This is a genomic window from Streptomyces sp. NPDC029526 (assembly GCF_040637405.1).
In the GTDB taxonomy this organism is placed as follows: Bacteria; Actinomycetota; Actinomycetes; order Streptomycetales; family Streptomycetaceae; genus Streptomyces.
Genome location: NZ_JBEZWE010000003.1, coordinates 290,685 through 314,405, shown reverse-complemented (window position 1 = coordinate 314,405; position 23,721 = coordinate 290,685). Strand labels below are relative to the sequence as shown.

General features: G+C 72.9%; 21 protein-coding genes. 3 read left to right on the top strand and 18 right to left on the bottom strand.

Features of this window, described 5'->3' with window-relative positions:
• The first annotated feature begins 77 nt into the window (after positions 1 to 77).
• Entirely contained in the window at positions 78 to 2,237 is a 2,160-nt protein-coding gene (locus tag AB0F01_RS12325; protein WP_362093295.1) for a regulator, read from the top strand.
• A 21-nt stretch (positions 2,238 to 2,258) separates the two neighbouring features.
• Here AB0F01_RS12325 and rpsD read toward each other — a convergent pair whose 3' ends face one another.
• The 5 genes from rpsD to AB0F01_RS12300 form a co-directional block, all read right to left on the bottom strand.
• Positions 2,259 to 2,873, bottom strand: coding sequence for a 30S ribosomal protein S4 (rpsD, locus tag AB0F01_RS12320; protein WP_362093292.1), 615 nt, complete (start codon positions 2,871 to 2,873; stop codon positions 2,259 to 2,261).
• Positions 2,874 to 3,204: 331 nt separating this feature from the next.
• Positions 3,205 to 4,560, bottom strand: a complete 1,356-nt coding sequence (locus AB0F01_RS12315) for a replication-associated recombination protein A (RefSeq protein WP_362093289.1) — start codon at positions 4,558 to 4,560, stop codon at positions 3,205 to 3,207.
• 43 nt (positions 4,561 to 4,603) lie between these two features.
• Positions 4,604 to 5,263 (bottom strand): vitamin K epoxide reductase family protein, encoded by a 660-nt coding sequence (locus AB0F01_RS12310; protein ID WP_362093286.1) that lies wholly within the window; start codon positions 5,261 to 5,263, stop codon positions 4,604 to 4,606.
• 246 nt (positions 5,264 to 5,509) lie between these two features.
• A complete protein-coding gene (gene hisS / locus AB0F01_RS12305; RefSeq protein WP_362093284.1) occupies positions 5,510 to 6,772 on the bottom strand; it encodes a histidine--tRNA ligase in 1,263 nt (420 codons plus the stop codon).
• 11 nt (positions 6,773 to 6,783) lie between these two features.
• Positions 6,784 to 7,497, bottom strand: coding sequence for an MBL fold metallo-hydrolase (locus AB0F01_RS12300; protein ID WP_362093281.1), 714 nt, complete (start codon positions 7,495 to 7,497; stop codon positions 6,784 to 6,786).
• Between the two features lie 180 nt (positions 7,498 to 7,677).
• Here AB0F01_RS12300 and AB0F01_RS12295 point away from each other — a divergent pair, with 180 nt between their 5' ends.
• Together AB0F01_RS12295 and AB0F01_RS12290 are read left to right on the top strand one after the other, a co-directional pair.
• Positions 7,678 to 8,511 (top strand): peptidylprolyl isomerase, encoded by an 834-nt coding sequence (locus AB0F01_RS12295; RefSeq protein WP_362093278.1) that lies wholly within the window; start codon positions 7,678 to 7,680, stop codon positions 8,509 to 8,511.
• Between the two features lie 137 nt (positions 8,512 to 8,648).
• Complete coding sequence (locus AB0F01_RS12290) at positions 8,649 to 9,878, top strand: DUF349 domain-containing protein (RefSeq protein WP_362093275.1); 1,230 nt, start codon at positions 8,649 to 8,651, stop codon at positions 9,876 to 9,878.
• 104 nt (positions 9,879 to 9,982) lie between these two features.
• On the opposite strand, the gene relA is transcribed toward AB0F01_RS12290, so the two are convergent.
• The 13 genes from relA to pgsA all read right to left on the bottom strand — a co-directional run bounded on the left by relA (position 9,983) and on the right by pgsA (position 23,719).
• Positions 9,983 to 12,514, bottom strand: coding sequence for a GTP pyrophosphokinase (gene relA / locus AB0F01_RS12285; RefSeq protein WP_362093272.1), 2,532 nt, complete (start codon positions 12,512 to 12,514; stop codon positions 9,983 to 9,985).
• Positions 12,515 to 13,046: 532 nt separating this feature from the next.
• Positions 13,047 to 13,586 (bottom strand): adenine phosphoribosyltransferase, encoded by a 540-nt coding sequence (locus AB0F01_RS12280; protein ID WP_362093270.1) that lies wholly within the window; start codon positions 13,584 to 13,586, stop codon positions 13,047 to 13,049.
• Between the two features lie 706 nt (positions 13,587 to 14,292).
• Positions 14,293 to 14,781: a preprotein translocase subunit YajC gene (yajC, locus tag AB0F01_RS12275; protein WP_362093267.1), complete on the bottom strand. Its 489-nt coding sequence runs from the start codon at positions 14,779 to 14,781 to the stop codon at positions 14,293 to 14,295.
• 165 nt (positions 14,782 to 14,946) lie between these two features.
• Positions 14,947 to 16,017: a Holliday junction branch migration DNA helicase RuvB gene (ruvB, locus tag AB0F01_RS12270; protein WP_362093265.1), complete on the bottom strand. Its 1,071-nt coding sequence runs from the start codon at positions 16,015 to 16,017 to the stop codon at positions 14,947 to 14,949.
• A gap of 31 nt (positions 16,018 to 16,048) precedes the next feature.
• Entirely contained in the window at positions 16,049 to 16,654 is a 606-nt protein-coding gene (ruvA, locus tag AB0F01_RS12265; protein ID WP_362093262.1) for a Holliday junction branch migration protein RuvA, read from the bottom strand.
• Positions 16,651 to 17,271 (bottom strand): crossover junction endodeoxyribonuclease RuvC, encoded by a 621-nt coding sequence (gene ruvC, locus AB0F01_RS12260; RefSeq protein WP_362093259.1) that lies wholly within the window; start codon positions 17,269 to 17,271, stop codon positions 16,651 to 16,653. Before ruvC ends, ruvA begins: the two co-directional genes overlap by 4 nt.
• 149 nt (positions 17,272 to 17,420) lie before the next feature.
• A complete protein-coding gene (locus AB0F01_RS12255; RefSeq protein WP_362093257.1) occupies positions 17,421 to 18,173 on the bottom strand; it encodes a YebC/PmpR family DNA-binding transcriptional regulator in 753 nt (250 codons plus the stop codon).
• Between the two features lie 49 nt (positions 18,174 to 18,222).
• Complete coding sequence (gene pdxT / locus AB0F01_RS12250; protein WP_362093254.1) at positions 18,223 to 18,831, bottom strand: pyridoxal 5'-phosphate synthase glutaminase subunit PdxT; 609 nt, start codon at positions 18,829 to 18,831, stop codon at positions 18,223 to 18,225.
• Between the two features lie 7 nt (positions 18,832 to 18,838).
• Positions 18,839 to 19,750, bottom strand: coding sequence for a pyridoxal 5'-phosphate synthase lyase subunit PdxS (pdxS, locus tag AB0F01_RS12245; RefSeq protein ID WP_362093251.1), 912 nt, complete (start codon positions 19,748 to 19,750; stop codon positions 18,839 to 18,841).
• A gap of 150 nt (positions 19,751 to 19,900) precedes the next feature.
• A complete protein-coding gene (locus AB0F01_RS12240) occupies positions 19,901 to 20,443 on the bottom strand; it encodes a hypothetical protein (protein ID WP_362093248.1) in 543 nt (180 codons plus the stop codon).
• 332 nt (positions 20,444 to 20,775) lie between these two features.
• Complete coding sequence (locus AB0F01_RS12235; protein ID WP_362093246.1) at positions 20,776 to 21,939, bottom strand: glycosyltransferase family 4 protein; 1,164 nt, start codon at positions 21,937 to 21,939, stop codon at positions 20,776 to 20,778.
• Positions 21,936 to 22,868: a phosphatidylinositol mannoside acyltransferase gene (locus tag AB0F01_RS12230; RefSeq protein ID WP_362093243.1), complete on the bottom strand. Its 933-nt coding sequence runs from the start codon at positions 22,866 to 22,868 to the stop codon at positions 21,936 to 21,938. The genes AB0F01_RS12235 and AB0F01_RS12230 overlap by 4 nt, the downstream gene beginning before the upstream one ends.
• Positions 22,865 to 23,719 carry a phosphatidylinositol phosphate synthase gene (pgsA, locus tag AB0F01_RS12225; protein WP_362093240.1) on the bottom strand — a complete coding sequence of 285 codons (855 nt, stop codon included), beginning with the start codon at positions 23,717 to 23,719 and terminating at the stop codon, positions 22,865 to 22,867. Before pgsA ends, AB0F01_RS12230 begins: the two co-directional genes overlap by 4 nt.
• Positions 23,720 to 23,721 lie beyond the last annotated feature (2 nt).

The window sequence follows — 23,721 nt, the reverse complement described above, 5'->3', positions numbered from 1 at the left end:
CATTACCGTGGGGCGGCCGGGGGAAACGCGGGAAGCGATTGTACGCGGTGAATACGGGCCAGTACGCTCCGTGTTCCATGCAGTCGATTCGGTGGTCCGGTACCCCGGTGAACGGCAATCTGCCCCTGGAACCGGACGTCTTCGTCGGGCGCTCGGCCGAACTCGCCTCCCTGTCCCGCGCCCTGGGGGCCTCGCGCCTGGTGACGGTGACCGGACCCGGCGGGATCGGCAAGTCCCGGCTGGCCGCCCGGGCCGCCGCGCTCGGGGCGCCCCCGGACGGGGTGTGGCGGGTGGATCTGGCCGCCCTGCGGGACCCGGACTGCGTCGACCACGAGACGGTGGCGGCGCTGGGCGTCACCGACCACACCTGTAGCCCGCCCCGCGAGGTGCTGGCCGCCCACCTCGCGGACCGTCGCCTGCTGCTGGTGCTGGACGGCTTCGAGCACCTGGTGGACGCCTGCGCCGAGTTGGTGGCCCACCTGCTCGCCCGGGCGCCGGGGCTGCGGGTGCTGGCGGTGGGGCGGCGGCCCCTGGCGGTGGCCGGGGAGCGGCTGTTCGCGCTGGCGCCGATGGACGAGGACGAGGCGGTGCGGCTGCTGGCCGAGCGGGCGGAGCGGCGGGGAGCCCCGGTCGGGGACGAGGCGGTGGCGCGGGAGCTGTGCCGGCGGCTGGAGGGGTTCCCGCTGGCCGTGGAACTGGCCGCGGGGCGGCTGGGCACGCTGTCGGCCGGACAGTTGCTGGAGCGGCTCGACGACCGGTTCCGGCTGCTGAGCGGAGGGAACCGGGACGCCCTGCCCCGGCACCGGGCGCTGCGCACCGCGATCGGGTGGAGTCACGAACTGTGCACGCCCCCGGAGCGGTTGCTGTGGTCGCGGCTGTCGGTGTTCGCGGGCGGGTTCGACCTGGAGGCGGCCGAGTACGTGTGCGGCGGGGACGGTCTGCCCGCCCAGGACGTGCTGGAGGTGCTGTCCGCCCTGCTGGCCCAGTCGGTGGTGGTCCGCGAGGAGTCGCCCGCCGGGGTGCGCTACCGGATGCTGGACACCCTGCGGGAGTACGGCGCCGAGTGGCTGGCCGGGACGGGCGACGAGGAACGGCTGCGCAGGCGGCACCGGGACTGGTACGTGGGGCTGGCCACCTGGTGGGAGCTGGACTGGTTCTCCCCGCGCCAGGCGGAGATCGCCGCCCGGGCGGAGGCGGAGCTGCCGAATCTGCGCGGCGCGCTGGAGCTGGCGCTCACCGATCCGGAGGAGGCGCACCTGGGCCAGCACCTGGCGGGTGCGCTGTGGTTCTACTGGGTCGGCTGCGGGCGGCTCGCGGAGGGGCGGCACTGGCTGGAGCAGGCCGCGCGCGTCGACTCCGGTCACGAGCCGCCGCGGCTGAAGGCCCTGTGGGTGCTCGGGCACGTGGCGATCCTCCAGGGCGACACCGGGCCGGCGCTGGCCGCGCTGCAGGAGTGCGGCCGGGAGGCGGACCGGACCGCGAACCCCCTCGCGGCGGCCTACGCGGAGCACCGCAGGGGGTGCGTGGCGCTGGTCACGGACGACCTGTCCCGGGCGGAGCGGCTGCTGGGGTCGGCGCTGGAACGCTACGGGGAGGCCGGGGAGCTCAACAGCAACGTGCTGATGGGGCAGGTGGAGCTGGCCATGGCCCGGGCCTTCCAGGGGCACCTGGCGGAGGCGGTGCGCCGGTGCGAGGAGATCCGGCGGGTGTGCGACGACCACGGCGAGCGGTGGGCCCGCGGCTACGCCCTGTACGTGCTGGCGTACGCGGCCTGGCGGGACGGCGACTGCGCGTCGGCGCGCGCGCTGCTCGGGGACAGCCTGGCCGGGGCGCACCGGTTCCGTGACCTGCTCGGGTCGGTGCTGGCGCTGGAGCTGCTGGCGCTGGTGACGCTGTCCGAGGGGGACGCCGCCGAGGCGGCGGTGCTCCAGGGGGCGGCGGGCGCGATGTGGCGTCCGGTGGGGCTGCGGCTGTTCGGTTCGGCCCACTACGGGGCGCCGCGGGCGATGTGCGAGGCGCGGGCCCGGCGGGAGCTCGGCGATGCCGTGTACGAGGAGTGCGTGCGCCGGGGGGCGCTGCTGGACCGGGACGCGGCGGTGTCCCGGGCGCTCGGCCGGCCGCGGACCCCGCCGGCGGTGCGGGCCGCCCACCGGCCGGCACCGCCCGCACCCGCGGCCTCCGGGACGCACGAACCCGCCGCCTCGCCCACCCGTGGGGGTGGGGAGACGGCGGGCTGAGGTACCGCGTGCCTGCTGGGGTCAGCGGGCGTAGTACTCGACGACGAGCTGCTCGTCGCAGATCACCGGGATCTCCTTGCGGTTCGGCTCGCGGTCCAGGCGGAACGCCAGGGCCTTGAGGTTCACCTGGAGGTAGCGCGGCGTCTCACCCTCGGGGGCGAAGCCACCCTCACGAGCGATCGTGAAGAGCGTCTTGTCCTTGCTGCGCTCACGGACCTGCACGACGTCGTCCGGGCGGACACGGAAGGAGGGCTTGTCGACCTTCTTGCCGTTGACCTGGATGTGGCCGTGCGTGACCATCTGGCGGGCCTGGTAGATCGTGCGGGCGATGCCCGAACGCAGGACCAGCGCGTCGAGGCGGCGCTCCAGCTCGATGACGAGGGCGTCACCGGTCTTGATGGTGGTCTTGGCGGCCCGCTCGTAGGCGCGGACGAGCTGGCGCTCGCTCACGTCGTACTGCGCGCGCAGACGCTGCTTCTCCAGCAGACGGACCTTGTAGTCCGAGTTCTGCTTGCGGCCGCGGCCGTGCTCGCCCGGCGGGTAGGGGCGGGCCTCGAAGTACTTGACGGCCTTCGGGGTCAGCGCGATACCGAGGGCACGCGACTTCTTGACCTTGGGGCGGGACTGATTCGCCACTGTCTCTTTTCGCTTTCCGTTGCGTCGGCTCACCAGGGTTGAGGGAGGTCGCATCCGCAGCCGGGGAAACCCCGCGGGTCCGGGTGTGGACCTGCCGGGCAGCCGCTCCCCTGGTCTGGGCACATACGTGCAGCACGCGAGTGGCCCACCGACCGCTCCCGGGTTCCGGGTGGTGGTGGGCTGCCCGCGACACCGTTCGCCGGTGCGCGACGCTCCTGGAGATCCCCGCCCGGGGGCCGGGTCTCCGGCTGGATGTCCCGCTCTGGTGACGCCGGCTCTCCTGACGGGACCGGACAACGGGACGCAGCGCTCAGGAGATTCTACAGGGTGCTCAGGACCGCTTCCGACCGAGGTGCTTCCTGGTCCATTCGACGGCGTCCGCGTACCGCGCCTCGGCACCGTGCCGGGTGGGTGCGTAGTAGGCGCGGTCCTTCAGGGCGTCCGGGGCGTACTGCTGCTCGGCGATGCCCTCGGGCAGGTCGTGCGGGTAGACGTAGCCCTGGGCGTGGCCCAGCTTGGCGGCGCCCTTGTAGTGCCCGTCGCGCAGGTGCTGCGGCACGGGGCCGGCCAGCCCCTTGCGCACGTCCTCCAGAGCGGCGCCGATGGCCGTGGTGGCGGCGTTGGACTTGGGCGCGAGGGCGAGGGCGATGGTGGCGTGGCTGAGGGTGAGCGCGGCCTCGGGGAAGCCGATCATGGCGACGGCCTGGGCGGCGGCGACCGCGAGGGGCAGCGCGTTCGGGTCGGCGAGGCCGATGTCCTCGCTGGCGGAGATCATCAGCCGGCGGGCGATGAAGCGGGGGTCCTCGCCGGCCTCGATCATCCGGGCCAGGTAGTGCAGGGCGGCGTCCACGTCGGAGCCGCGGATGGACTTGATCAGGGCGCTGGCGACGTCGTAGTGCTGGTCGCCGTCCCGGTCGTAGGTCACCGCCGCCCGGTCGACGGTCTCCTCCAGCGTGGTCAGGGAGATCTCCGGCTCGCCCTTGTCGAGCGCGGCCCCGGCGGCGGCCTCCAGGGCGGTGAGCGCGCGGCGGGCGTCGCCGCCGGCGATCCGGAGCAGGTGTTCGGCGGTGTCCTCGGGGAGGGTGAGGGAGCCCTTCAGGCCGCGGTCGTCGGTCAGGGCGCGGGCCAGCAGGCCCCGCAGGTCGTCGTCGGTGAGGGGCTCCAGGGTGAGCAGGAGCGACCGGGACAGCAGCGGGGAGATGACCGAGAAGTAGGGGTTCTCGGTGGTGGCCGCGATCAGGGTGACCCAGCGGTTCTCGACGGCGGGCAGCAGGGAGTCCTGCTGGGCCTTGCTGAAGCGGTGGATCTCGTCCAGGAACAGGACGGTCTCCTGGCCGTACCCGCCGGAGGCGCGGCGGGCGCCGTCGATGACCGTGCGGACCTCCTTGACCCCGGCGGTGATCGCGGACAGTTCGACGAAGCGCTTGTTGGTCGCCTTGGAGACGACGTAGGCCAGGGTGGTCTTGCCGGTGCCGGGCGGGCCCCAGAGGATCACCGAGGAGGGGCCGGCCGGGCCTCCGGAACCCTCGCCGACCAGCCGGCGCAGGGGCGAGCCGGGCTTGAGCAGGTGCTGCTGCCCCACCACCTCGTCGAGGGTGCGGGGGCGCATCCGGACCGCCAGGGGACTGCCGGCGGGGTCCTTCTCCTGGCGTTCTTCTGCGGCGGCGGTGAACAGGTCGGGCTCCACGTCGGCAACCCTAAAGGACCGCACCGACAGTGCGGCGGGGCGGTCAGCCCGTCCAGAAGGTCCACCAGCGGGTCAGGATCAGCATGCCGATCACACCGATGTGCAGCACTGGCAGGACCCAGGTGAACTCGCCGAAGAAGCCCTTCAGCCCGGCGGGGGCGGGCAGGAAGCCCTTGCGGACGTTGAAGGAGGTGACGTACCAGAACATGATGATCGTGGCGACCCAGGCCAGGCAGCACCACAGGCACAGGGCGTTGATCCGGTACAGGGACTGGTACATCAGCCAGGCGCAGAACACCGTGCCGAAGAGCATGCCGGCGTTGAGGGTGAGCCAGTACCAGCGGGGGAAGCGGGCGCCGGCCAGCAGGCTCATGCCGACGCAGACCACGATGCCGTAGGTGACGAGGCCGAGCATCGGGTTCGGGAAGCCGAACACCGAGGCCTGGTCGCTCTCCATCACGCTGCCGCAGGAGACGATCGGGTTGAGGCTGCACCCGGGGACGAACTTCTCGCCCCTGACCTCCGCCTCGAGCAGCTTGAACTTGTCCAGCGTGATGACCCAGGCCGCGAGCACGCCCGCGGCGCCGGTGATCACCAGGAGCAGGGCGAGGGCCCGGCCGGCGCCCTCCCTGCGGGGTGCTCCGGCGCGTTCCGGCGAGGACTGGGGCTCCATCGAGACGTCCTTGACTGTCGTCTTGCTCATCACGCCGATTCCGTCACTGGGTGGTGGACCTGCTTCGGGCACGGCCATTGTGCCGCACCCCCCTGTGAACACCCGACCCCGCGAGCACATGAACCTACGGACACCCGCCCGGAGCGTGCGGTTCCGGCCAACGTCCGTACCCGGATCGCACACCCGCTCGCCGCGGACCACTCCGGCGGGCGACGACGGCCCCCGGGTTGACGAGGGCGCCGGGTACCCGCCGGCACCCGGCGCCGGGACGCCGTGTCAGCCGAGCCGTGACTCCAGCTCGGCGACGATCTCGTTGACCCCGACCGCGCTCTGCTCACCGGACTCCATGTCCTTGAGCTGGACGACGCCCTCGGCGAGGTCGCGCTCGCCGAGCACCAGCGCGTAGCGGGCGCCGGAGCGGTGGGCGGCCTTCATGGCAGCCTTGAGACCCTTGCCGCCGTACGCGAAGTCGGCGGCGACGCCGTTCTTGCGCAGCTCGGTGACCTTGGTGAACAGCACCCGGCGGGCCTCCTCGCCGAGCGGTACGGCGAAGACGCTGGTGGTGGCGGGGAGTTCGAGCTCGACACCCTCGGCCTGGAGGGCCAGCACGGTGCGGTCGACGCCGAGCGCCCAGCCGACGGACGGCAGGGCGGGTCCGCCGATCATCTCGGACAGCCCGTCGTAACGGCCGCCGCCGCCCACCGCGGACTGGGAGCCGAGGCCGTCGTGGACGAACTCGAAGGTGGTGCGCGTGTAGTAGTCCAGGCCGCGCACCAGCCGGGGGTCGTCCTCGAAGGCCACGCCCGCCGCCGTGATCAGCTCGCGGACCTCCTCGTGGTACGCCTTGCAGGCGTCGCAGAGGTAGTCGCGCAGCAGCGGGGCGCCGGAGAGCTGCTTCTGCACCGACTCCCGCTTGTCGTCCAGCACGCGCAGCGGGTTGATCTCCGCCCGGCGCAGGGTGTCCTCGTCCAGGTCGAGGCCGCGCAGGAAGTCCTGCAGCGCGGCCCGGTACACCGGCCGGCACTCCTGGTCACCGAGGCTGTTGAGCAGGATGCGGAAGGTGCGCAGGCCCAGCGAACGGTACGCCTGGTCGGCGAGGATGATCAGCTCGGCGTCCAGCGCCGGGTCCTCCGCGCCGATCGCCTCGGCGCCGACCTGCGAGAAGTGGCGGTAACGGCCCTTCTGCGGGCGCTCGTAGCGGTAGTACGAGCCGGAGTACCAGAGCTTGACCGGGAGGTTGCCCGCCTTGTGCAGGTTGGCCTCCAGGGCGGCGCGCAGCACGGAGGCGGTGCCCTCGGGGCGCAGGGCGAGCCGGTCGCCGCCCTTGGTCTCGAAGGCGTACATCTCCTTGGTGACGATGTCGGTGGACTCGCCGACACCGCGCGCGAACAGCTCGACGTTCTCGAAGCCCGGCGTCTCGATGTAGCCGTAGCCGGAGCCGCGCAACGGGGCGGCGATGGCCTCGCGCACGGCGAGGTAGGTGGCGCTGTCCGGCGGGATCAGGTCGTAGGTGCCCTTGGGGGCCTTGAAGGTGCTCACGGAAGTAGTCGTCACATTCCTCGTCGGGGAGCGTCCAGGTCCGCTCCCTGGCCGGCGTCCGCCACCTGCCGCAGATACGGGTTGGTGGCGCGCTCCCGGCCGATGGTCGTCTGGGGGCCGTGTCCGGACAGCACCACGGTCGAGTCGTCGAGCGGCAGGCAGACGCGTGCCAGCGAGTCGAGCATCTCGGCCATGTCACCGCCGGGCAGGTCGGTGCGTCCGATGGAGCCGGCGAACAGCAGGTCGCCCGAGAACATGATGGGCGGGATGTCCGCCGCCTCGGGCAGGCCGAAGGTCACCGACCCCTTGGTATGGCCCGGCGCGTGGGCGACGGAGAAGTCCAGCCCCGCCAGCTCCAGCCGCGTGCCGTCGGTGAGTTCGCGGAGGTCGTCCGGCTCGCCCACGGTCAGCTCGCCCATCAGCGGCATGCCGATGGCGCGGCCGATGCCCTTCTCCGGGTCGCTCATCATGTAGCGGTCCTCGGGGTGGATCCAGGCCGGCACGTCGTGCGCTCCGCAGACCGGGACGACCGAGGCGACGTGGTCGATGTGGCCGTGGGTCAGGACGACGGCGACCGGCTTCAGCCGGTGCTTGCGGACCGCCTCCGCGACGCCGTCGGCGGCCTGGTGGCCGGGGTCGATGATCACGCACTCCTCACCGGCGGCGGGGGCGACGAGATAACAGTTCGTCCCCCAGGCCCCGGCGGGGAACCCGGCAATGAGCACGATCGTCCTTCGTTGTGTGGGTTACGGGAGGCTTTCGGCGGGCTGCGCCCGTGGTCAGAGCCTACCGGCGCTGCCGATTCCTCAGCGAACCCATATACGGTACGGGGCAGACGCAGGCGGTCGGCTTCACCGCACGCACGCGTACCGGCCGGCACACGAGACGCATGAGGAGACAACCCGGTGGTCAGCCAGGAACAGCGGCGGCGTCAGCTCGCCCGGGAGAAGTTCTTGCGCCAGCAGCAGCGGCGCACCGAGGCACGGCGCAAGGCGCGCACGCGCAACGCGGTGATCGCGTCGGTGCTCGGCGTGGTGCTGATCGGCAGCGGGGCGCTGTACACGGCCGGGGCCTTCCAGCAGGACGACGACGCCGACGCCACCGCGGGCTCGGAGGTCACCCCGAGCGCGGCCCCGACGAGCAAGGCGCCCGACCCGTGCGAGAAGCCCGCGCCGGGCGAGCCGAAGACGAAGACGTGGAAGAAGGAGCCGGCGCTCGAGCTCGACACGTCGGCGTCGTACACGATGAAGCTGGAGACCACCTGCGGCGACATCGACGTGGACCTCAAGGCGAAGGCCGCCCCGCACACGGTGAACTCGTTCCGCTTCCTGCTGGACCAGGGCTACCTGGACCACACCAAGTGCCACCGGCTCACCACCGAGGGCATCTACGTGCTGCAGTGCGGTGACCCGACGGCCACCGGCACCGGCGGGCCGGGCTACACGATCCCGGACGAGAACCTCAAGGACAAGAGCCTCAAGGACAACACGTACCCGGCGGGCACGGTCGCGATGGCCAACACCGGGCAGAAGGACAGTGGCGGCAGCCAGTTCTTCCTGGTCTACCAGGACAGCCAGCTCCCGCCCAACTACACCCCGTTCGGCACCGTCTCCGACGCGGGCATGAAGGTGCTCAAGAAGATCGCCGCCGCGGGCGCCTCCGGACCCGACCCCACCACCGGCAACACCGCGCCCCACGCGACGGTCGTGATCAACAAGGCCACGGTGACGGAATCCTGACCGTCAACTGGGCAATCCCGGTCGCGCGGGATGCGGACAGGGGTCCCGTCGGTCGCTTATGTTGGCCGTGACGAAACTGTGGACGATGCCCGGGGGAGCTTCCTTGCCCCTCGACGGCATCATGTGGAGGAGGCGCTGTGAGCAGCGACCCGTGGGGCCGCGTCGACGAGACGGGCACCGTGTACGTGCGTACGGCCGACGGTGAGAAGGTCGTCGGTTCCTGGCAGGCGGGTTCCCCCGAGGAAGCCCTGGCCTACTTCGAGCGCAAGTACGAGGGCCTGGTTGTCGAGATCGGCCTCCTCGAGAAGCGAGTGAAGACCACCGACCTGTCCTCCAAGGACGCCCGGACGGCCATCGACCACCTGCGCGAGCAGGTCGACGCGCACCACGCGGTGGGCGACCTGGACGCCCTGCGGGCCCGGCTGGACAAGCTGGTGGAGCTGGTGGAGGCGCGGCGCGAGGAGCGCAAGGCGCAGCGGGCCCGGCAGGCCGAGGAGGCCCGCCGGTCCAAGGAGGCCCTGGTCGCGGAGGCCGAGGAGCTGGCGCAGTCCGACCAGTGGCGGGCGGCCGGGGAGCGGCTGCGGGCCCTGGTGGACACCTGGAAGGGCCTGCCGCGGCTGGACCGCAAGTCCGACGACGAGCTGTGGCACCGGTTCTCGCACGCGCGCTCGGCGTTCTCCAAGCGGCGCAAGCAGCACTTCGCGCAGCTCGACGCGCAGCGCGAGGAGGCCCGCCGGACCAAGGAGCAGCTGGTCGCCGAGGCCGAGTCGCTGTCGAACTCGACGGACTGGGGTGCGACGGCCGCGCGCTACCGCGACCTGATGGCGCAGTGGAAGGCGGCCGGCCGGGCGCAGCGCGAGCACGAGGACGACCTGTGGAACCGCTTCCGCGGCGCGCAGGACGTCTTCTTCGCCGCCCGCAGTTCGGTGTTCGCCGAGCGGGACGCCGAGCAGGCGGAGAACCTGAAGCTGAAGGAGGAACTGGCCGGGGAGGCCGAGAAGCTCCTGCCGATCACCGACCTGAAGGCCGCCCGGGCCGCGTTCCGGACGCTCAACGAGCGCTGGGAGGCCATCGGCCACGTGCCGCGGGACGCCCGCCCGAAGGTCGAGGGCCGGATGCAGGCCGTGGAGCGGGCGCTCCAGGAGGCCGAGGAGACCGAGTGGCGCCGGACCAACCCGGAGGCACGCGCGCGTGCCGCGGGGCTGACCGGTCAGCTGCAGGCGGCGGTCGACAAGCTGCGGGGGCAGATCGAGCAGGCCCGCGCGCAGGGCAACGACGCGAAGGCGCAGAAGCTGGAGCGGGAGCTCGAGGGCCGTCAGGCGCTGCTCGACCAGGCGCTGAAGGGACTGCAGGAGTTCGGCGGCTGAGCCGCCGGTCCGCCCGGGACACACGGAAGGGGGGGGCTGCCGCACCGGCCGGTGCGGCAGCCCCCCTTCCGTGTCCAGTCCCCCGGGGTGCGGTTGCCCGGCCCTCAGGTGCGGTTGCGGGCCGAGGTGACCCGGTAGACGTCGTAGACGCCCTCCACGCCCCGGACCGCCTTCAGGACGTGTCCCAGGTGCTTGGGGTCGCCCATCTCGAAGGTGAAGCGGGAGGTGGCGACCCGGTCGCGGGACGTCTGCACGGCCGCGGACAGGATGTTGACGTGCTGGTCGGAGAGCACCCGGGTGACGTCCGAGAGCAGCCGGGAGCGGTCCAGCGCCTCGACCTGGATGGCGACCAGGAAGACCGACGACTGGGTGGGCGCCCACTCCACGTCGAGGATGCGTTCGGGCTCCCGGGACAGCGAGTCGACGTTGACGCAGTCGCTGCGGTGCACCGAGACGCCGCTGCCGCGGGTGACGAAGCCGATGATCGGGTCGCCGGGCACCGGGGTGCAGCAGCGGGCCAGCTTCACCCACACGTCCTCGACGCCCTTGACGACGACGCCGGGGTCGGCGCTGGAGCGGCGCTTGCGGCGGCTGCGGGCCGGCGGGACCGACTCGTCGATCTCCTCGGTGGCCGCCTCCTCGCCGCCGAGGGCCTGCACCAGCTTCTGCACGATGTTCTGCGCGGAGACGTGGCCCTCGCCGATCGCCGCGTACAGGGCGGAGATGTCCGAGTAGCGCATCTCGTGCGCCAGGGTCACCAGGGAGTCGCCGGTGAGGATGCGCTGGATGGGCAGGTTCTGCTTGCGCATGGCGCGGACGATGGAGTCCTTGCCCTGCTCGATCGCCTCGTCGCGGCGCTCCTTGGAGAACCAGCCGCGGATCTTGTTGCGGGCGCGGGGCGACTTGACGAAGCCGAGCCAGTCCCGGGAGGGTCCGGCGCCGGCCGCCTTGGAGGTGAAGACCTCCACCAGGTCGCCGTTGTCGAGGGTGGACTCCAGCGGGACGAGGCGGCCGTTGACGCGTGCCCCTATGGTGCGGTGGCCGACCTCGGTGTGCACCGCGTAGGCGAAGTCCACGGGGGTGGCACCGGCGGGCAGCGCTATGACGTCGCCCTTCGGCGTGAAGACGAAGACCTCGTTGCGGGAGAGGTCGAAGCGCAGGGACTCCAGGAACTCGCCCGGGTCCTCGGTCTCCTTCTGCCAGTCCAGCAGCTGCCGCAGCCACGCCATGTCGTTGAGGTGGTCGTCCTTGCTCTTGCCGGACGACTTGGGCGCGTCGGTGCGGATCTTGGAGGCGCCGGCCACGGCCTCCTGCTTGTACTTCCAGTGCGCGGCGATGCCGTACTCGGCGCGGCGGTGCATGTCGAAGGTGCGGATCTGCAGCTCGACGGGCTTGCCGCCCGGTCCGATCACCGTCGTGTGCAGCGACTGGTACATGTTGAACTTGGGCATCGCGATGTAGTCCTTGAACCGGCCGGGGACCGGGTTCCATCGCGCGTGCACCGTGCCGAGGGCCGCGTAGCAGTCACGGACGGTGTCCACGAGGACGCGGATGCCCACCAGGTCGTAGATCTCCGCGAAGTCCCGGCCGCGGACGATCATCTTCTGGTAGACGCTGTAGTAGTGCTTGGGGCGGCCGGTGACGGTGGCCTTGATGCGGGCGGCCCGCAGGTCCTGCTGCACCTCGTCGGTGACGACGGCGAGGTACTCGTCGCGCTTGGGGGCGCGCTCGGCGACCAGGCGGACGATCTCGTCGTACATCTTGGGGTAGAGGATCGCGAAGGCGAGGTCCTCCAGCTCCCACTTGATGGTGTTCATGCCCAGGCGGTGGGCGAGCGGCGCGTAGATCTCCAGGGTCTCGCGCGCCTTCTTCTCCTGCTTCTCGCGCTTGAGGTAGCGCATGGTGCGCATGTTGTGCAGGCGGTCGGCGAGCTTGATGACCAGGACGCGGGGGTCCTTGGCCATCGCGACGACCATCTTGCGCACCGTCTCGGCCTGGGCGGCCTCGCCGAACTTGACCTTGTCCAGCTTGGTGACGCCGTCGACGAGCAGGGTGACCACGTCGCCGAAGTCGCGGCGCAGGTCCTCCAGGCCGTACTCGGTGTCCTCCACGGTGTCGTGCAGCAGCCCGGCCATCAGCGTGGCCGGGTCCATGCCCAGCTCGGCCAGGATGGTGGTGACGGCCAGTGGGTGCGTGATGTACGGGTCACCGCTCTTGCGCTTCTGGCCGCGGTGCCAGCGCTCGGCGACCTGGTACGCCTTCTCGATCTGGCGGAGGGTGGAGTTCTCGATCTTGGGGTCGTTGCCGCGCACGATCCGCAGCAAGGGCTCCAGGACCGGGTTGTACGGGTTCGCGCGCTGCACGCCGAGCCGGGCGAGACGGGCGCGGACGCGGTTGGAGGAGCCGGAGCGGGCGGGCTGGCCGGTGTTCTGACGGACCGCGGGGGCGGAGCGCTCCGGGGGCGGGGAGGGCTTGGGCCGCGGCTGCTCGGGCTTGTCGACGGGGGTGGCCTGGGCGTGCCGGACCGGACCGCGGGTGTCGTTCTTCGCCTGCGGGGCGCTGGGCGCGGGCTTGGCCGCGGGCGCCGAGGCGGGCTCGGGCTTGGCGGCGGTCAGGTGCTGGGCCTCGTCTGGCAAGAGGACTCCTCGTGCGCGATCCGGGTCCCCCGGTCAGGCTCCGGAAGAGTCCATGGTAGCCATGCCGCGCCCGCGGATGACCCGGGGAGCGGTGTGAGACCTGTCCGATCCCGGGACGCACGGGACGTGCGCGGGGGTTCCGGGGCGCCCGGCGGCCCGGGGCTGCCCTCCCCCGGCCCGGGGCCCGGGGCTGCCCCTCCCCGCGCCGGGGAGGGTTTGCCCGTGACGCCCCGCCCCGCGCGAGCCGGTGGACGGGAGCGCACCCGCTGCCACCGGCGCCGGGGGGCGGGCCGGGCTGTGCTCCCCGGCTCCCGGTGCGCGACGGCGGCCGGCGGCTGTCGCGCGACTGCCGACGGCGGCCGGACGCGGACACCGCCTGCCGCACTACGGGCGAGGACGGCTGGACGCGGACACCGCCTGCCGCGTGACTACCGACGGCGGCTGTGCTTGGGCGGGCGGGCGGCTGCGGCGGCTGGGCCGTGGCGACGGCTGTGCTGCGGCGGCGGGCGGGCGGCTGTGCTGCGGCGGCGGCTCAGATCGTGAGCAGCGCCTCCAGCGACGCGCCGGCCAGCACCGGCTCCACCCGGGCACGGCCGCCGAGGAAGCCCAGCTCCATGAGCACGGCGAGGCCCGCGACCTCGGCGCCCGCCCTGCGGACGAGCTGGAGGGACGCCTCGGCGGTGCCGCCGGTGGCGAGCACGTCGTCCACCACCAGGATCCGGTCGCCGGCGCAGATGTCCTCGGCGTGCACCTCGATCTCGGCGGAGCCGTACTCCAGGTCGTAGGCCTGGCTGAGGGTGGCTCCGGGAAGCTTGCCCGCCTTGCGCACGGGGATGAAGCCCAGGCCCGCGCGGACGGCGACCGGGGCGCCGAGAATGAAGCCGCGGGCCTCCAGGCCGACGATCTTCGTGGCTCCCGTGGTCGCCGCGATCCCGGCGAGGGCGTCGGTGAGGGCGGTGAAGGCCGCGGGGTCCGCGAGGAGCGGGGTGATGTCCTTGAACATCACCCCCGGCTCCGGGTGGTCCGGCACGTCCCGGATGCGGCTGAGCAGCAGTTCTCGGATGTCGGTCATCGTCGCTTTCCTGAGGGGCCGGCCGCGCCCGCGACTGCGGGAGGCCGACGGGTTGGCTGGGCCGACGACGGGAGGCCACGGCCTGGGTGGCCACGGCCTGGGTGGCCACGACCTCCCGGCCGTCGTCGTACCCCGCTCGGGAGGGCGGGGCGTCGGTGGGTTCGCCCGGACCGCCGTGGGCCCGGCCGGCACCGTCGCCGGGAACTTTCCGGCGGGCTCGCGCTCCCTCCAAGGCCGGTGCGACGAGCGGGGCGCGGGAGATCGGGGGGTACGCGTCCCCGGCGAGGCCTACGGACGGCGGGGGCGACCCGTCGTCCGGCTGGTCGGCACCGAGCACGCCGCCGGTCGATGACCGGCCGACCGGCCACCGACCGCAGGGCCGGCGGTGGTGCCGACCGGCCGAGCGGAACGGAGCGTTCGCCGGCCCGGCCGGCGAGTGCGCGGGCGGGTCCGGCGGGCCCGGTCGGTTGACGCCGCCCCACTGCTCCCCGCGGCCCTCGACCTCCACGACCGGGTCGTGGAGCGAGGGGCCGAGGATGATCAGCGGGCCGGTCGCCGAACCCGGGGCGACGCCTCCGGGCCGGCCGGGGCGCCGGGGCCGAGGGTGACGGTGAGGCTCGGGCGGGCCGTCGTCCCCACGGGGACACGGGCAGGGCCCGCGCCCCTGCGGGGGCGCGACCGGTGTCGCCCGCCGGGCCCGCTTCGCCTACTTGGCCTCGGAACCGCCGTCGGACTTCTTCGCCGTGCCCTCCGCGCCGGCCTCGTCGACGGCGTCGGACGGCTCGTCGGCCGCGTCCTTCTTGCCGAAGTCGACGGGCTTGTCGTCGGTGGCGGCGTCGGAGGGCTCGCCGGTCTCCGTGAGGGAGGAGGCGTCGTCCGGCACGAGGTCGCCGTCGGACTTCAGGTCGTGCTCGATGCCGTGGACGATCTGGTTGTACTCCTCGTCGCTGAGGACGGCACCGATGGAGTTCTTGGCGAACAGCAGCTCGACGCCCGGTCCGGCGTCGAGCAGGACGGTGTCCTCGCTGACCTCCTTGACCGTGGCGTACATGCCCCCGATGGTGCGGACGCCGGAACCCGGCTGCATCTGGTTCCGCATCTCGATGGCCTGCTGCTGCTTCTTCTTGGCCGACCGGGTCATCAGGAACATGGCCCCGATGAGCACAATGAACGGGAGGAGGGTCAGGAGACTCACGGGTCGGAACTTCCTTCACATGACCGTGCTGGTGAACGGCCTGTTGGTTGGGGGTGTGTGGCGCCGCCCACAAGGGCGGCATCGGCGGAGTCTAGGCGAGTCCGCGCGCAGGGAACAACGCTCAGCATGGCACCCGGGTTCCTGGTCGGGCCACCGTCGCCACGGTCACGCCCCGAACAGGTCCCCTTGTCCGTTTCCGGCGGCCTGCGAACGGGGCGGCACGAGGCCGAGGTGCGTCCACGCCGCCGGGGTGGCGATCCGGCCGCGCGGGGTGCGGGCCAGCAGGCCCTCCCGTACCAGGAACGGTTCGGCCACCTCCTCCACCGTCTCACGTTCCTCGCCGACCGCGACGGCGAGCGTGGACAGGCCGACGGGTCCCCCGCCGAACAGCTTCAGCAGTGCCTGGAGCACCGCCCGGTCCAGCCGGTCCAGGCCGCGGGTGTCCACCTCGTACACCTTCAGGGCCGCCGCGGCGATCTCCCGGTCGATCCGGCCGTCCGCCTTGACCTGCGCGTAGTCGCGGACGCGGCGCAGCAGGCGGTTGGCGATGCGGGGGGTGCCGCGGGAGCGGCCCGCGATCTCGGCGGCGCCGTCGGCGTCGATCTCCACGTCGAGCAGGCTGGCCGAGCGGTGCACGACCCGCTCCAGTTCGGCGGGCTCGTAGAACTCCATGTGCGCGGTGAAGCCGAAGCGGTCGCGCAGCGGGGGCGGCAGCAGGCCGGCCCGGGTGGTGGCGCCGACCAGGGTGAAGGGGGGCAGCTCCAGCGGGATGGCGGTGGCGCCGGGGCCCTTGCCGACGATGACGTCGACGCGGAAGTCCTCCATCGCCATGTACAGCATCTCCTCGGCGGGCCGGGACATGCGGTGGATCTCGTCGAGGAAGAGGACCTCGCCCTCCTGGAGGGAGGACAGGATCGCCGCGAGGTCGCCCGCGTGCTGGATGGCGGGCCCGGAGGTGATGCGGATCGGCGCCTCCATCTCCGCGGCGATGATCATCGAGAGGGTGGTCTTGCCGAGGCCCGGGGCGCCGGAGAGCAGCACGTGGTCGGCGGTGGCGCCGCGCGCCCGCGCGGCCCGCAGCACCAGGTCCAGCTGCTCGCGCACCTTCTCCTGGCCGATGAACTCCCCCAGGTCCTTCGGGCGCAGGGCGGCCTCGACGGCCTGGTCCTCCCGGTCGGCGACAGGGCCCACCAGCCGCTCGGGAGCGGGGGTGTCGGTCGTGTCGTCCCAGTTCACTGAAAAGGTCTCCTAGCGGATGGGCCGCGGGCTATCGGGCGCGGTTCAGGGTCTGCAGGGCGGCCTTCAGCAGGGCGCCGACCTGCGGGGTGCCGCCGGCCGCCTCGGCCTGGGGCGCGACGGCGGCGACGGCCTCGTCGGCCTCGCGGGTCGCGTACCCGAGGCCGATCAGGGCCGCGTGCAGCTGGTCGCGCCAGCCGCTGGTGACGGGGGCGCCGACGGCCGGGGCGCCGACGGGTTCGCCGAGCCGGTCCTTGAGTTCGAGGAGCAGCTTCTGGGCGCCCTTCTTGCCGATGCCGGGCACCGCCGTGAGCGCCTTCTCGTCGGCGGTGGCGACGGCCCGGCGCAGCGCGTCGGGGCTGTGCACCGCGAGCATGGCCTGGGCGAGGCGGGGGCCGACGCCGCTGGCGGTCTGGAGCAGCTCGAACGTCTGGCGTTCGTCGTCGTCCGCGAAGCCGTACAGCGTCAGGGAGTCCTCCCGGACGACCAGGGAGGTGGCCAGGCGGGCCTGCTGTCCGACGCGCAGGGAGGACAGCGTGTCCGGCGTGCACTGGACGGCCATGCCGACGCCGCCGACCTCGACGACGGCGGCGTCGGGGGCCAGTGCGGCGACCGTGCCGCTGACGAAGGCGATCATGCGGTGCGCCCCTTCGGTGGGTTCGGTGCCGCGGCGGGCCCCGCGGCGGGTGCGGCGGCCGTACGGCGGCGGGCGGCGGGTCCGCGGGCCGCGGACGGCGCGGCCCCGGCGTGCCGGGCGACGGCCTGCTGGAGACGGTTCTGGGCGGGGGCCCGCCAGATGTGGCAGATGGCGAGGGCGAGGGCGTCGGCGGCGTCGGCGGGCTTCGGAGGCGCGTCGAGCCGCAGCAGCCGGGTGACCATGGCTCCGACCTGGGCCTTGTCGGCGCGGCCCGAGCCGGTGACGGCGGCCTTGACCTCGCTGGGGGTGTGCAGGGCGACGGGCAGGCCGCGGCGGGAGGCGCACAGCAGGGCGACGGCGCTGGCCTGGGCCGTGCCCATGACGGTGCGTACGTTGTGCTGGCTGAAGACGCGTTCCACGGCGACGAACTCGGGCCGGTGCTCGTCCAGCCACTGTTCGAGGCCCTCCTCCAGGGCGACCAGGCGCCGGCCCAGGTCCGCGTCGGCGGGCGTCCGCACGACCCCGACGCCGAGCATGGTCAGCGGCCGTCCGGCCACTCCCTCGACCACCCCGACGCCGCACCGGGTCAGTCCCGGGTCCACCCCCAGTACGCGCAACGCTCCACCTTCCCTGGCCGTCGTCCGTCCGTGCAGGCTATCCGCTGCCACCGACAACGCCGGGCATGCCAACGGGCCGACGGGTTCTCCCGTCGGCCCGGTGTGCCGTTCCACCGCGTCCGTACCGGGCCGTCCCGGTGCGGGCACGGCTACGCGTCGACCTTCTCCATGATCTCGTCGCTGACGTCGAAGTTGGCGAAGACGTTCTGCACGTCGTCGCTGTCCTCCAGCGCGTCGATCAGCTTGAAGATCTTCTTCGCGCCCTCCTCGTCCAGTTCGACCTGCATGGTCGGGACGAAGTTGGCGTCGGCGGACTCGTAGTCGATGCCGGCGTCCTGGAGCGCGGTGCGCACCGCGACCAGGTCGGTCGGCTCGCTGATGACCTCGAAGGACTCACCGAGGTCGTTGACCTCCTCGGCGCCCGCGTCGAGCACGGCACCGAGCACGTCGTCCTCGGACAGCTCGCCCTTGGGAACGATCACGACGCCCTTGCGGTTGAACAGGTAGGAGACGGAGCCCGGGTCGGCCATGGAACCGCCGTTGCGCGTCATGGCGACGCGGACCTCGGAGGCGGCACGGTTGCGGTTGTCGGTGAGGCACTCGATGAGCACCGCGACACCGTTCGGGCCGTACCCCTCGTACATGATCGTCTCGTAGTCGGCACCGCCGGCCTCCAGGCCCGCGCCACGCTTGACCGCCGAGTCGATGTTCTTGTTGGGAACCGACTGCTTCTTGGCCTTCTGGATGGCGTCGTAGAGCGTGGGGTTGCCTTCGGGGTCGGCACCCCCCATCCGGGCCGCGACCTCGATGTTCTTGATCAGCTTCGCGAAGAGTTTGCCGCGCTTGGCATCGATGACGGCCTTCTTGTGCTTCGTCGTGGCCCATTTAGAGTGGCCGGACATCTGCCTGTCTCCTTCGCGTAACCCATCCCTGCAACGAACGCATGGAATCCTACAAGGACTCGGCCCCCCGCCACGCGCGCGTCATCTCCACGAACAGCGCGTGCACGCGGTGGTCGCCCGTCAGCTCGGGGTGGAACGAGGTGGCCAGCGCGTTGCCCTGACGGACCGCGACGATGTGGCCGTCGTGCTCGGCGAGCACCTCCGCGCGGGCCCCGACGGACTCGACCCACGGGGCGCGGATGAAGACGCCGTGCACCGGGTCGCCGGCCACGCCCCGCACGTCCAACGCCGCCTCGAAGGACTCGTTCTGCCGTCCGAAGGCGTTGCGGCGCACGATCATGTCGATGCCGCCGACGGTCTCCTGCCCGGAACGCGGGTCGAGGATCTTGTCGGCCAGCAGGATCATCCCGGCACAGGTGCCGTAGACGGGCAGGCCCTCGCGCACGCGGGCCCGCAGCGGGTCCAGCAGGCCGAACAGGACGGCCAGCTTGGAGATGGTGGTCGACTCGCCGCCGGGCAGGACGAGACCGTCCACCTCGGCGAGTTCCTCGGGGCGCCGCACGGGCCTGGCCACGGCGTCTGCCGCGGCCAGGGCCACCAGGTGCTCCCGTACGTCGCCCTGGAGGGCCAGGACACCGATCACGGGGGAAGCGGGCATCCGGCGCCTACCAGCCGCGGTTGGCGTAGCGCTCGGTCTCGGGGAGGGTGTCGCAGTTGATGCCGACCATGGCCTCGCCGAGGTTGCGGGACGCGTCCGCGATGATCTTCGGGTCGTCGTAGAAGGTGGTCGCCTTCACGATGGCGGCGGCGCGCTTGGCCGGGTCGCCGGACTTGAAGATGCCGGAGCCGACGAAGACGCCCTCGGCGCCGAGCTGGCGCATCAGCGCGGCGTCGGCCGGGGTGGCCACACCGCCGGCGGAGAACAGCACGACCGGCAGCCTGCCCAGCTCGGAGACCTCCTTGACCAGCTCGTACGGGGCGCGCAGCTCCTTGGCGGCGGCGTACAGCTCGTGGTTGTCGAAGCCGCGCAGCCGGGCGATCTCGTTCTTGATCTGGCGCAGGTGACGTACGGCCTCGACGACGTTGCCGGTGCCGGCCTCGCCCTTGGAGCGGATCATCGCGGCGCCCTCGGCGATCCGGCGCAGGGCCTCGCCCAGGTTGGTGGCGCCGCACACGAACGGCGTGGTGAACGACCACTTGTCGGAGTGGTTGACCTCGTCGGCCGGGGTCAGGACCTCGGACTCGTCGATGTAGTCGACGCCGAGCGACTGCAGCACCTGGGCCTCGACGAAGTGGCCGATGCGGGACTTGGCCATCACGGGGATGGACACCGCCTCGATGATGCCCTCGATCATGTCCGGGTCGGACATGCGGGCCACCCCGCCGTCCTTGCGGATGTCGGCCGGGACCCGCTCCAGGGCCATGACCGCGACGGCGCCCGCGTCCTCGGCGATCTTCGCCTGCTCCGGCGTGACGACGTCCATGATCACGCCGCCCTTGAGCTGCTCGGCCATGCCGCGCTTCACGCGGGCGGTGCCGGTCTCGGGACCCTGGTTTTCGGAGAGCGTGCTGGACACGAGTGACCTCACTGAGGGGATGGGGACGGATTCTGCTGCACCGAGGAAACGTGAGCGGACCAGTCCACAGCAAGGGCCAATGGGAAGCCGGTGGATCGTTTTCGGGGCCACCGGCCGGGTGCGGGGTGCGTGCCGTGCGCGGGGGCGGTGCTACGCCGCCCGCTCGATCAGGGCCGCCGGCGGCTCGTCGTCCATCTCGAACGCCATGGGGAACGGGGCGTGCCCCGCCAGCCGAAACCAGCGCACCTTGCGGTGCCGGCGCAGCGCGCGGGCCGCCCGGACGGCGTCGTTGTGGAAGCGGCGCGCCATCGGCACCCGGCGCACCGCCTCGGCCAGCTCGAGCGTCGCGGCCTCTCCGCCGGGCGCCTCCCGGACCACGTCGACCTGCGGCGCCTCCGCGAACACCGCGCGCAGGGCCTGGCTCAACTCGCTCTCGGCCACCTCCCGCTGCTCCTCCACCGCCTGCCGGGCGGCGTGCGCCGCCTCGTACAGCACGATCGAGGCGGCGGGGTCGAGCACGCCCGAGGTGGCCAGTTCCTGCGTCACCGAGGCGCGGCGCAGCAACTGGGCGTCCAGCGCGGCCCGCGCGGCGTCGATCCGCGCGTGCAGCCGGTCCAGGCGTCCCGCCGTCCAGCTCAGGTAGAGGCCGATCAGGACGAGGGCGACGAGGATCCAGATGAGGGTTGCGGTCACGGGCGGCAAGGCTACCGGGGCGCTCCGCTGGGGGTGCGGGTGGTGTGACGTGCCGTCGGCTGTCGGTGCGGTGCCGTCGGCCGTCGGTGCTGTCCTCGGGGGCTGCCGCCCCCGAACCCCCGCGTCGGCCTGGACGGCCTCGTCCTCAAACGCCGGACGGGCTGGAGGGGTCCACCCTTGGCCCCAGGGCACCCAGCCCCGCCCGGCCCCCGAAGTCAGGCCGGAGGCCGCACGGGCAAAGCACGCCCCGCCCCGGGCCCCGAAGTCACGCCGGAGGCCGCACGGGCAAGGCACGCCCCCTGGCCCAGGGCACCCGGGCGCCCCCGAGGGGTTCAGTCCCGGGCCAGGCCGAAGCGGGACCAGAGGCCGGTGGTGCGGTCGTCGGCGGCCACGGCTGCCGCGCCGGCGGTGACCGTCTCGTAGACGGAGAGGATGTCGGCGCCGACGGTCGACCAGTCGAAGCGGCGGACGTGGGTGCTGCCGCGGTCGCGGAGCTTGGCGCGGCGTTCGGGGTCCGCCAGGAGCCGTACGGCCGCGGAGGCGAGCGCGTCGGCGTCCTCGTTGGGGAACAGCTCGCCGGCCTCGCCGCGGTCGAGGACCTGCGCGAAGGCGTCGAGGTCGGAGGCGAGGACGGGGGCGCCGGCGGACATGGCCTCGACGAGGATGATGCCGAAGCTCTCGCCGCCGGTGTTGGGGGCCACGTAGAGGTCGACGCTGCGCAGCAGGCGGGCCTTGTCCTCGTCGCTGATCATGCCGAGGAACTCCACGCGGGAGCGGAGGTCCGCCGGCAGCTTCTCGACGGCCTCCTCCTCGTCGCCGCGTCCGGCCACCAGGAGCCGGGTCTGCGGGCGGGCGGCGAGGATCTCCGGCAGGGCCCGCATCAGCACGGGCAGGCCCTTGCGGGGTTCGTCGATGCGGCCGATGAAGCCGATGGTGTCGCCCTGCCACTCGGGTTTCGGCTCGGCCCGGGCGAAGAAGTCGACGTCGACGCCGTTGGGGATGACCACCGCGTCGCCGCCCAGGTGCTCGACGAGGGTGCGGCGGGCGTACTCGCTGACGGCGATCCGCGCGCTGATCTTCTCCAGGGCCGCCTGGAGGATCGCGTAGGCGGCGATCATGGCGCGCGAGCGCGGGTTGGAGGTGTGGAAGGTGGCGACGATCGGCCCCTGGGCGGCCCAGCAGGTCAGCAGGCCCAGTGAGGGCGAGGTCGGCTCGTGGATGTGGATGACGTCGAAGGCTCCCTCGTGGAGCCAGCGCCGGACCCGGGCCGCCGACAGGAAGCCGAAGTTCAGCCGGGCCACCGAGCCGTTGTAGGGCACCGGTACCGCGCGGCCGGCCGAGACGACGTACGGCGGGAGGGGGGTCTCGTCGTCGGCGGGGGCGAGCACCGAGACCTCGTGGCCCAGGCGGATGAAGTACTCGGCGAGGTCCCGGATGTGGAACTGGACGCCGCCGGGCACGTCCCACGAGTAGGGGCAGACGATGCCGATTCTCACGGGGTGTCCTCCCGGGCCTTCCGGGCGGGGTCGCGGGCGGGGTCGAGGTCCTTGAGCCACAAGCGCTGGAGCATGTGCCAGTCCTCCGGATGGGCGGCGATCCCGGTGGCGTAGGCGTCGGCCAGCGCCTGTGTCATGACGGACGTCTTCTCGGCGCGCGTACCTGACGCGGGCACCTCGACCGGCGGGTGCACGCGGCCCCGCATCACGGGGGTGTCGTCGTACCAGAGGGTCACGGGCAGCAGCCGGGCCCCGGTCTGCTGCGCGAGCAGGGCGGGGCCGGCCGGCATCCGCGCGGTCTCGCCGAAGAAGTCCACCTCGACGCCCGAGGCGGACAGGTCCCGGTCGGCGACCAGGCAGACCAGGCCGCCGTCGCGCAGCCGCCGGGCCAGGGTGCCGAAGGCCGTGCCGCCGCTGTGCGGCAGGACCTCCATGCCGAGGCCCTCGCGGTAGGCGACGAACCGGTCGTACAGCGTCTCCGGCTTCAGGCGCTCGGCGACGGTGGTGAAGGGGATGCCCAGCCGGGTGGTGACCCAGGCGCCGGCGAGGTCCCAGTTGGCGAGGTGCGGCAGTGCCAGGACGACGCCCTTGCCGGCCGCCATGCCCTCGGTGAGGTGGTGCAGGTCGTCGGGTTCGAAGCCGTTCCTGATGCGCTCCTCGCTCCAGGCGGGCAGCCGGAAGGACTCCATCCAGTAGCGCAGGTAGGACCGCATGCCCGCGCGGGAGAGTTCGGCGAGCCGCCGCGGGTCCGCGTCGGGCACCACCCGCGCGTAGTTGCCCTCCAGGCGCAGCACGCCGGTGCCGCGCCGCCGCCACGCGACGTCGGCGATGGTCCGGCCCAGTCCGGCGGCGGCGGGCTCGGGCAGCTTCTTCACCGTGCTCCAGCCGGCGCCGTAGAGGCCGTCGGTCAGGCGCTCCCGGGCACTCACGTCGCCGCCCCGCTCCCCCGGCGGTGGCCGCGGTCCGCGACCGCGCCGCCCGCGGTGTCGTCGTCGCCGGTGCGCGGGCCGGCCGCGCCGGTGTCCGGCGCGGTCGCGTCCCCGGCCGTCGCGTCCCCGGCCGTCGCGGACCTGGCCGGCGGGTCACCCGCCGCCGCGTCCGCCTCGGCGGCCTCCCGGCGCACGGTGACGACCCGCTGCACGAGCGTGACGAGGCTGCCGACGGCGACGATCCACAGGGCGACCGGCAGCAGGTACTGGATGCCGGGCACGCCGAACGCGTGCAGCCCGGCGAGACCGGCGGCGACCAGGGAGATCACCAGCCGCTCGGCCCGCTCCACCAGTCCGTTCACCGCGACCGGCAGGCCGATCGACTCGCCGCGTGCCTTGGTGTACGACACGACCTGGCCGCTGGCCAGGCAGAAGATCGAGACGGCGCACAGCACCGTGTCGTCGCCGCCGGCCGCGTACCACAGGGCGAAGCCGCCGAAGATCGCCCCGTCGGCGACCCGGTCGAGGGTGGAGTCCAGGAAGGCGCCCCAGCGGCTGGAGCGGCCCAGCTGGCGGGCCATGTTGCCGTCGACCAGGTCGGAGAACACGAAGAGCGTGATCACCACCGTGCCCCAGAAGAACTCCCCCATGGGGTAGAAGACCAGCGCACCCGCGACCACGCCGGCGGTACCGATGAGCGTGACCGTGTCGGGGCTGACCCCCCGCCGGATGAGAAACGCGGCGAACGGCGTGAGGACACGCGTGAAGAATGCACGCGCGTACTTGTTCAGCATGGCCTTCCCGACGGTCGGTGTGGCCGCGCGGCCCCTGCTGGCCACCGGCTGGCCCATCG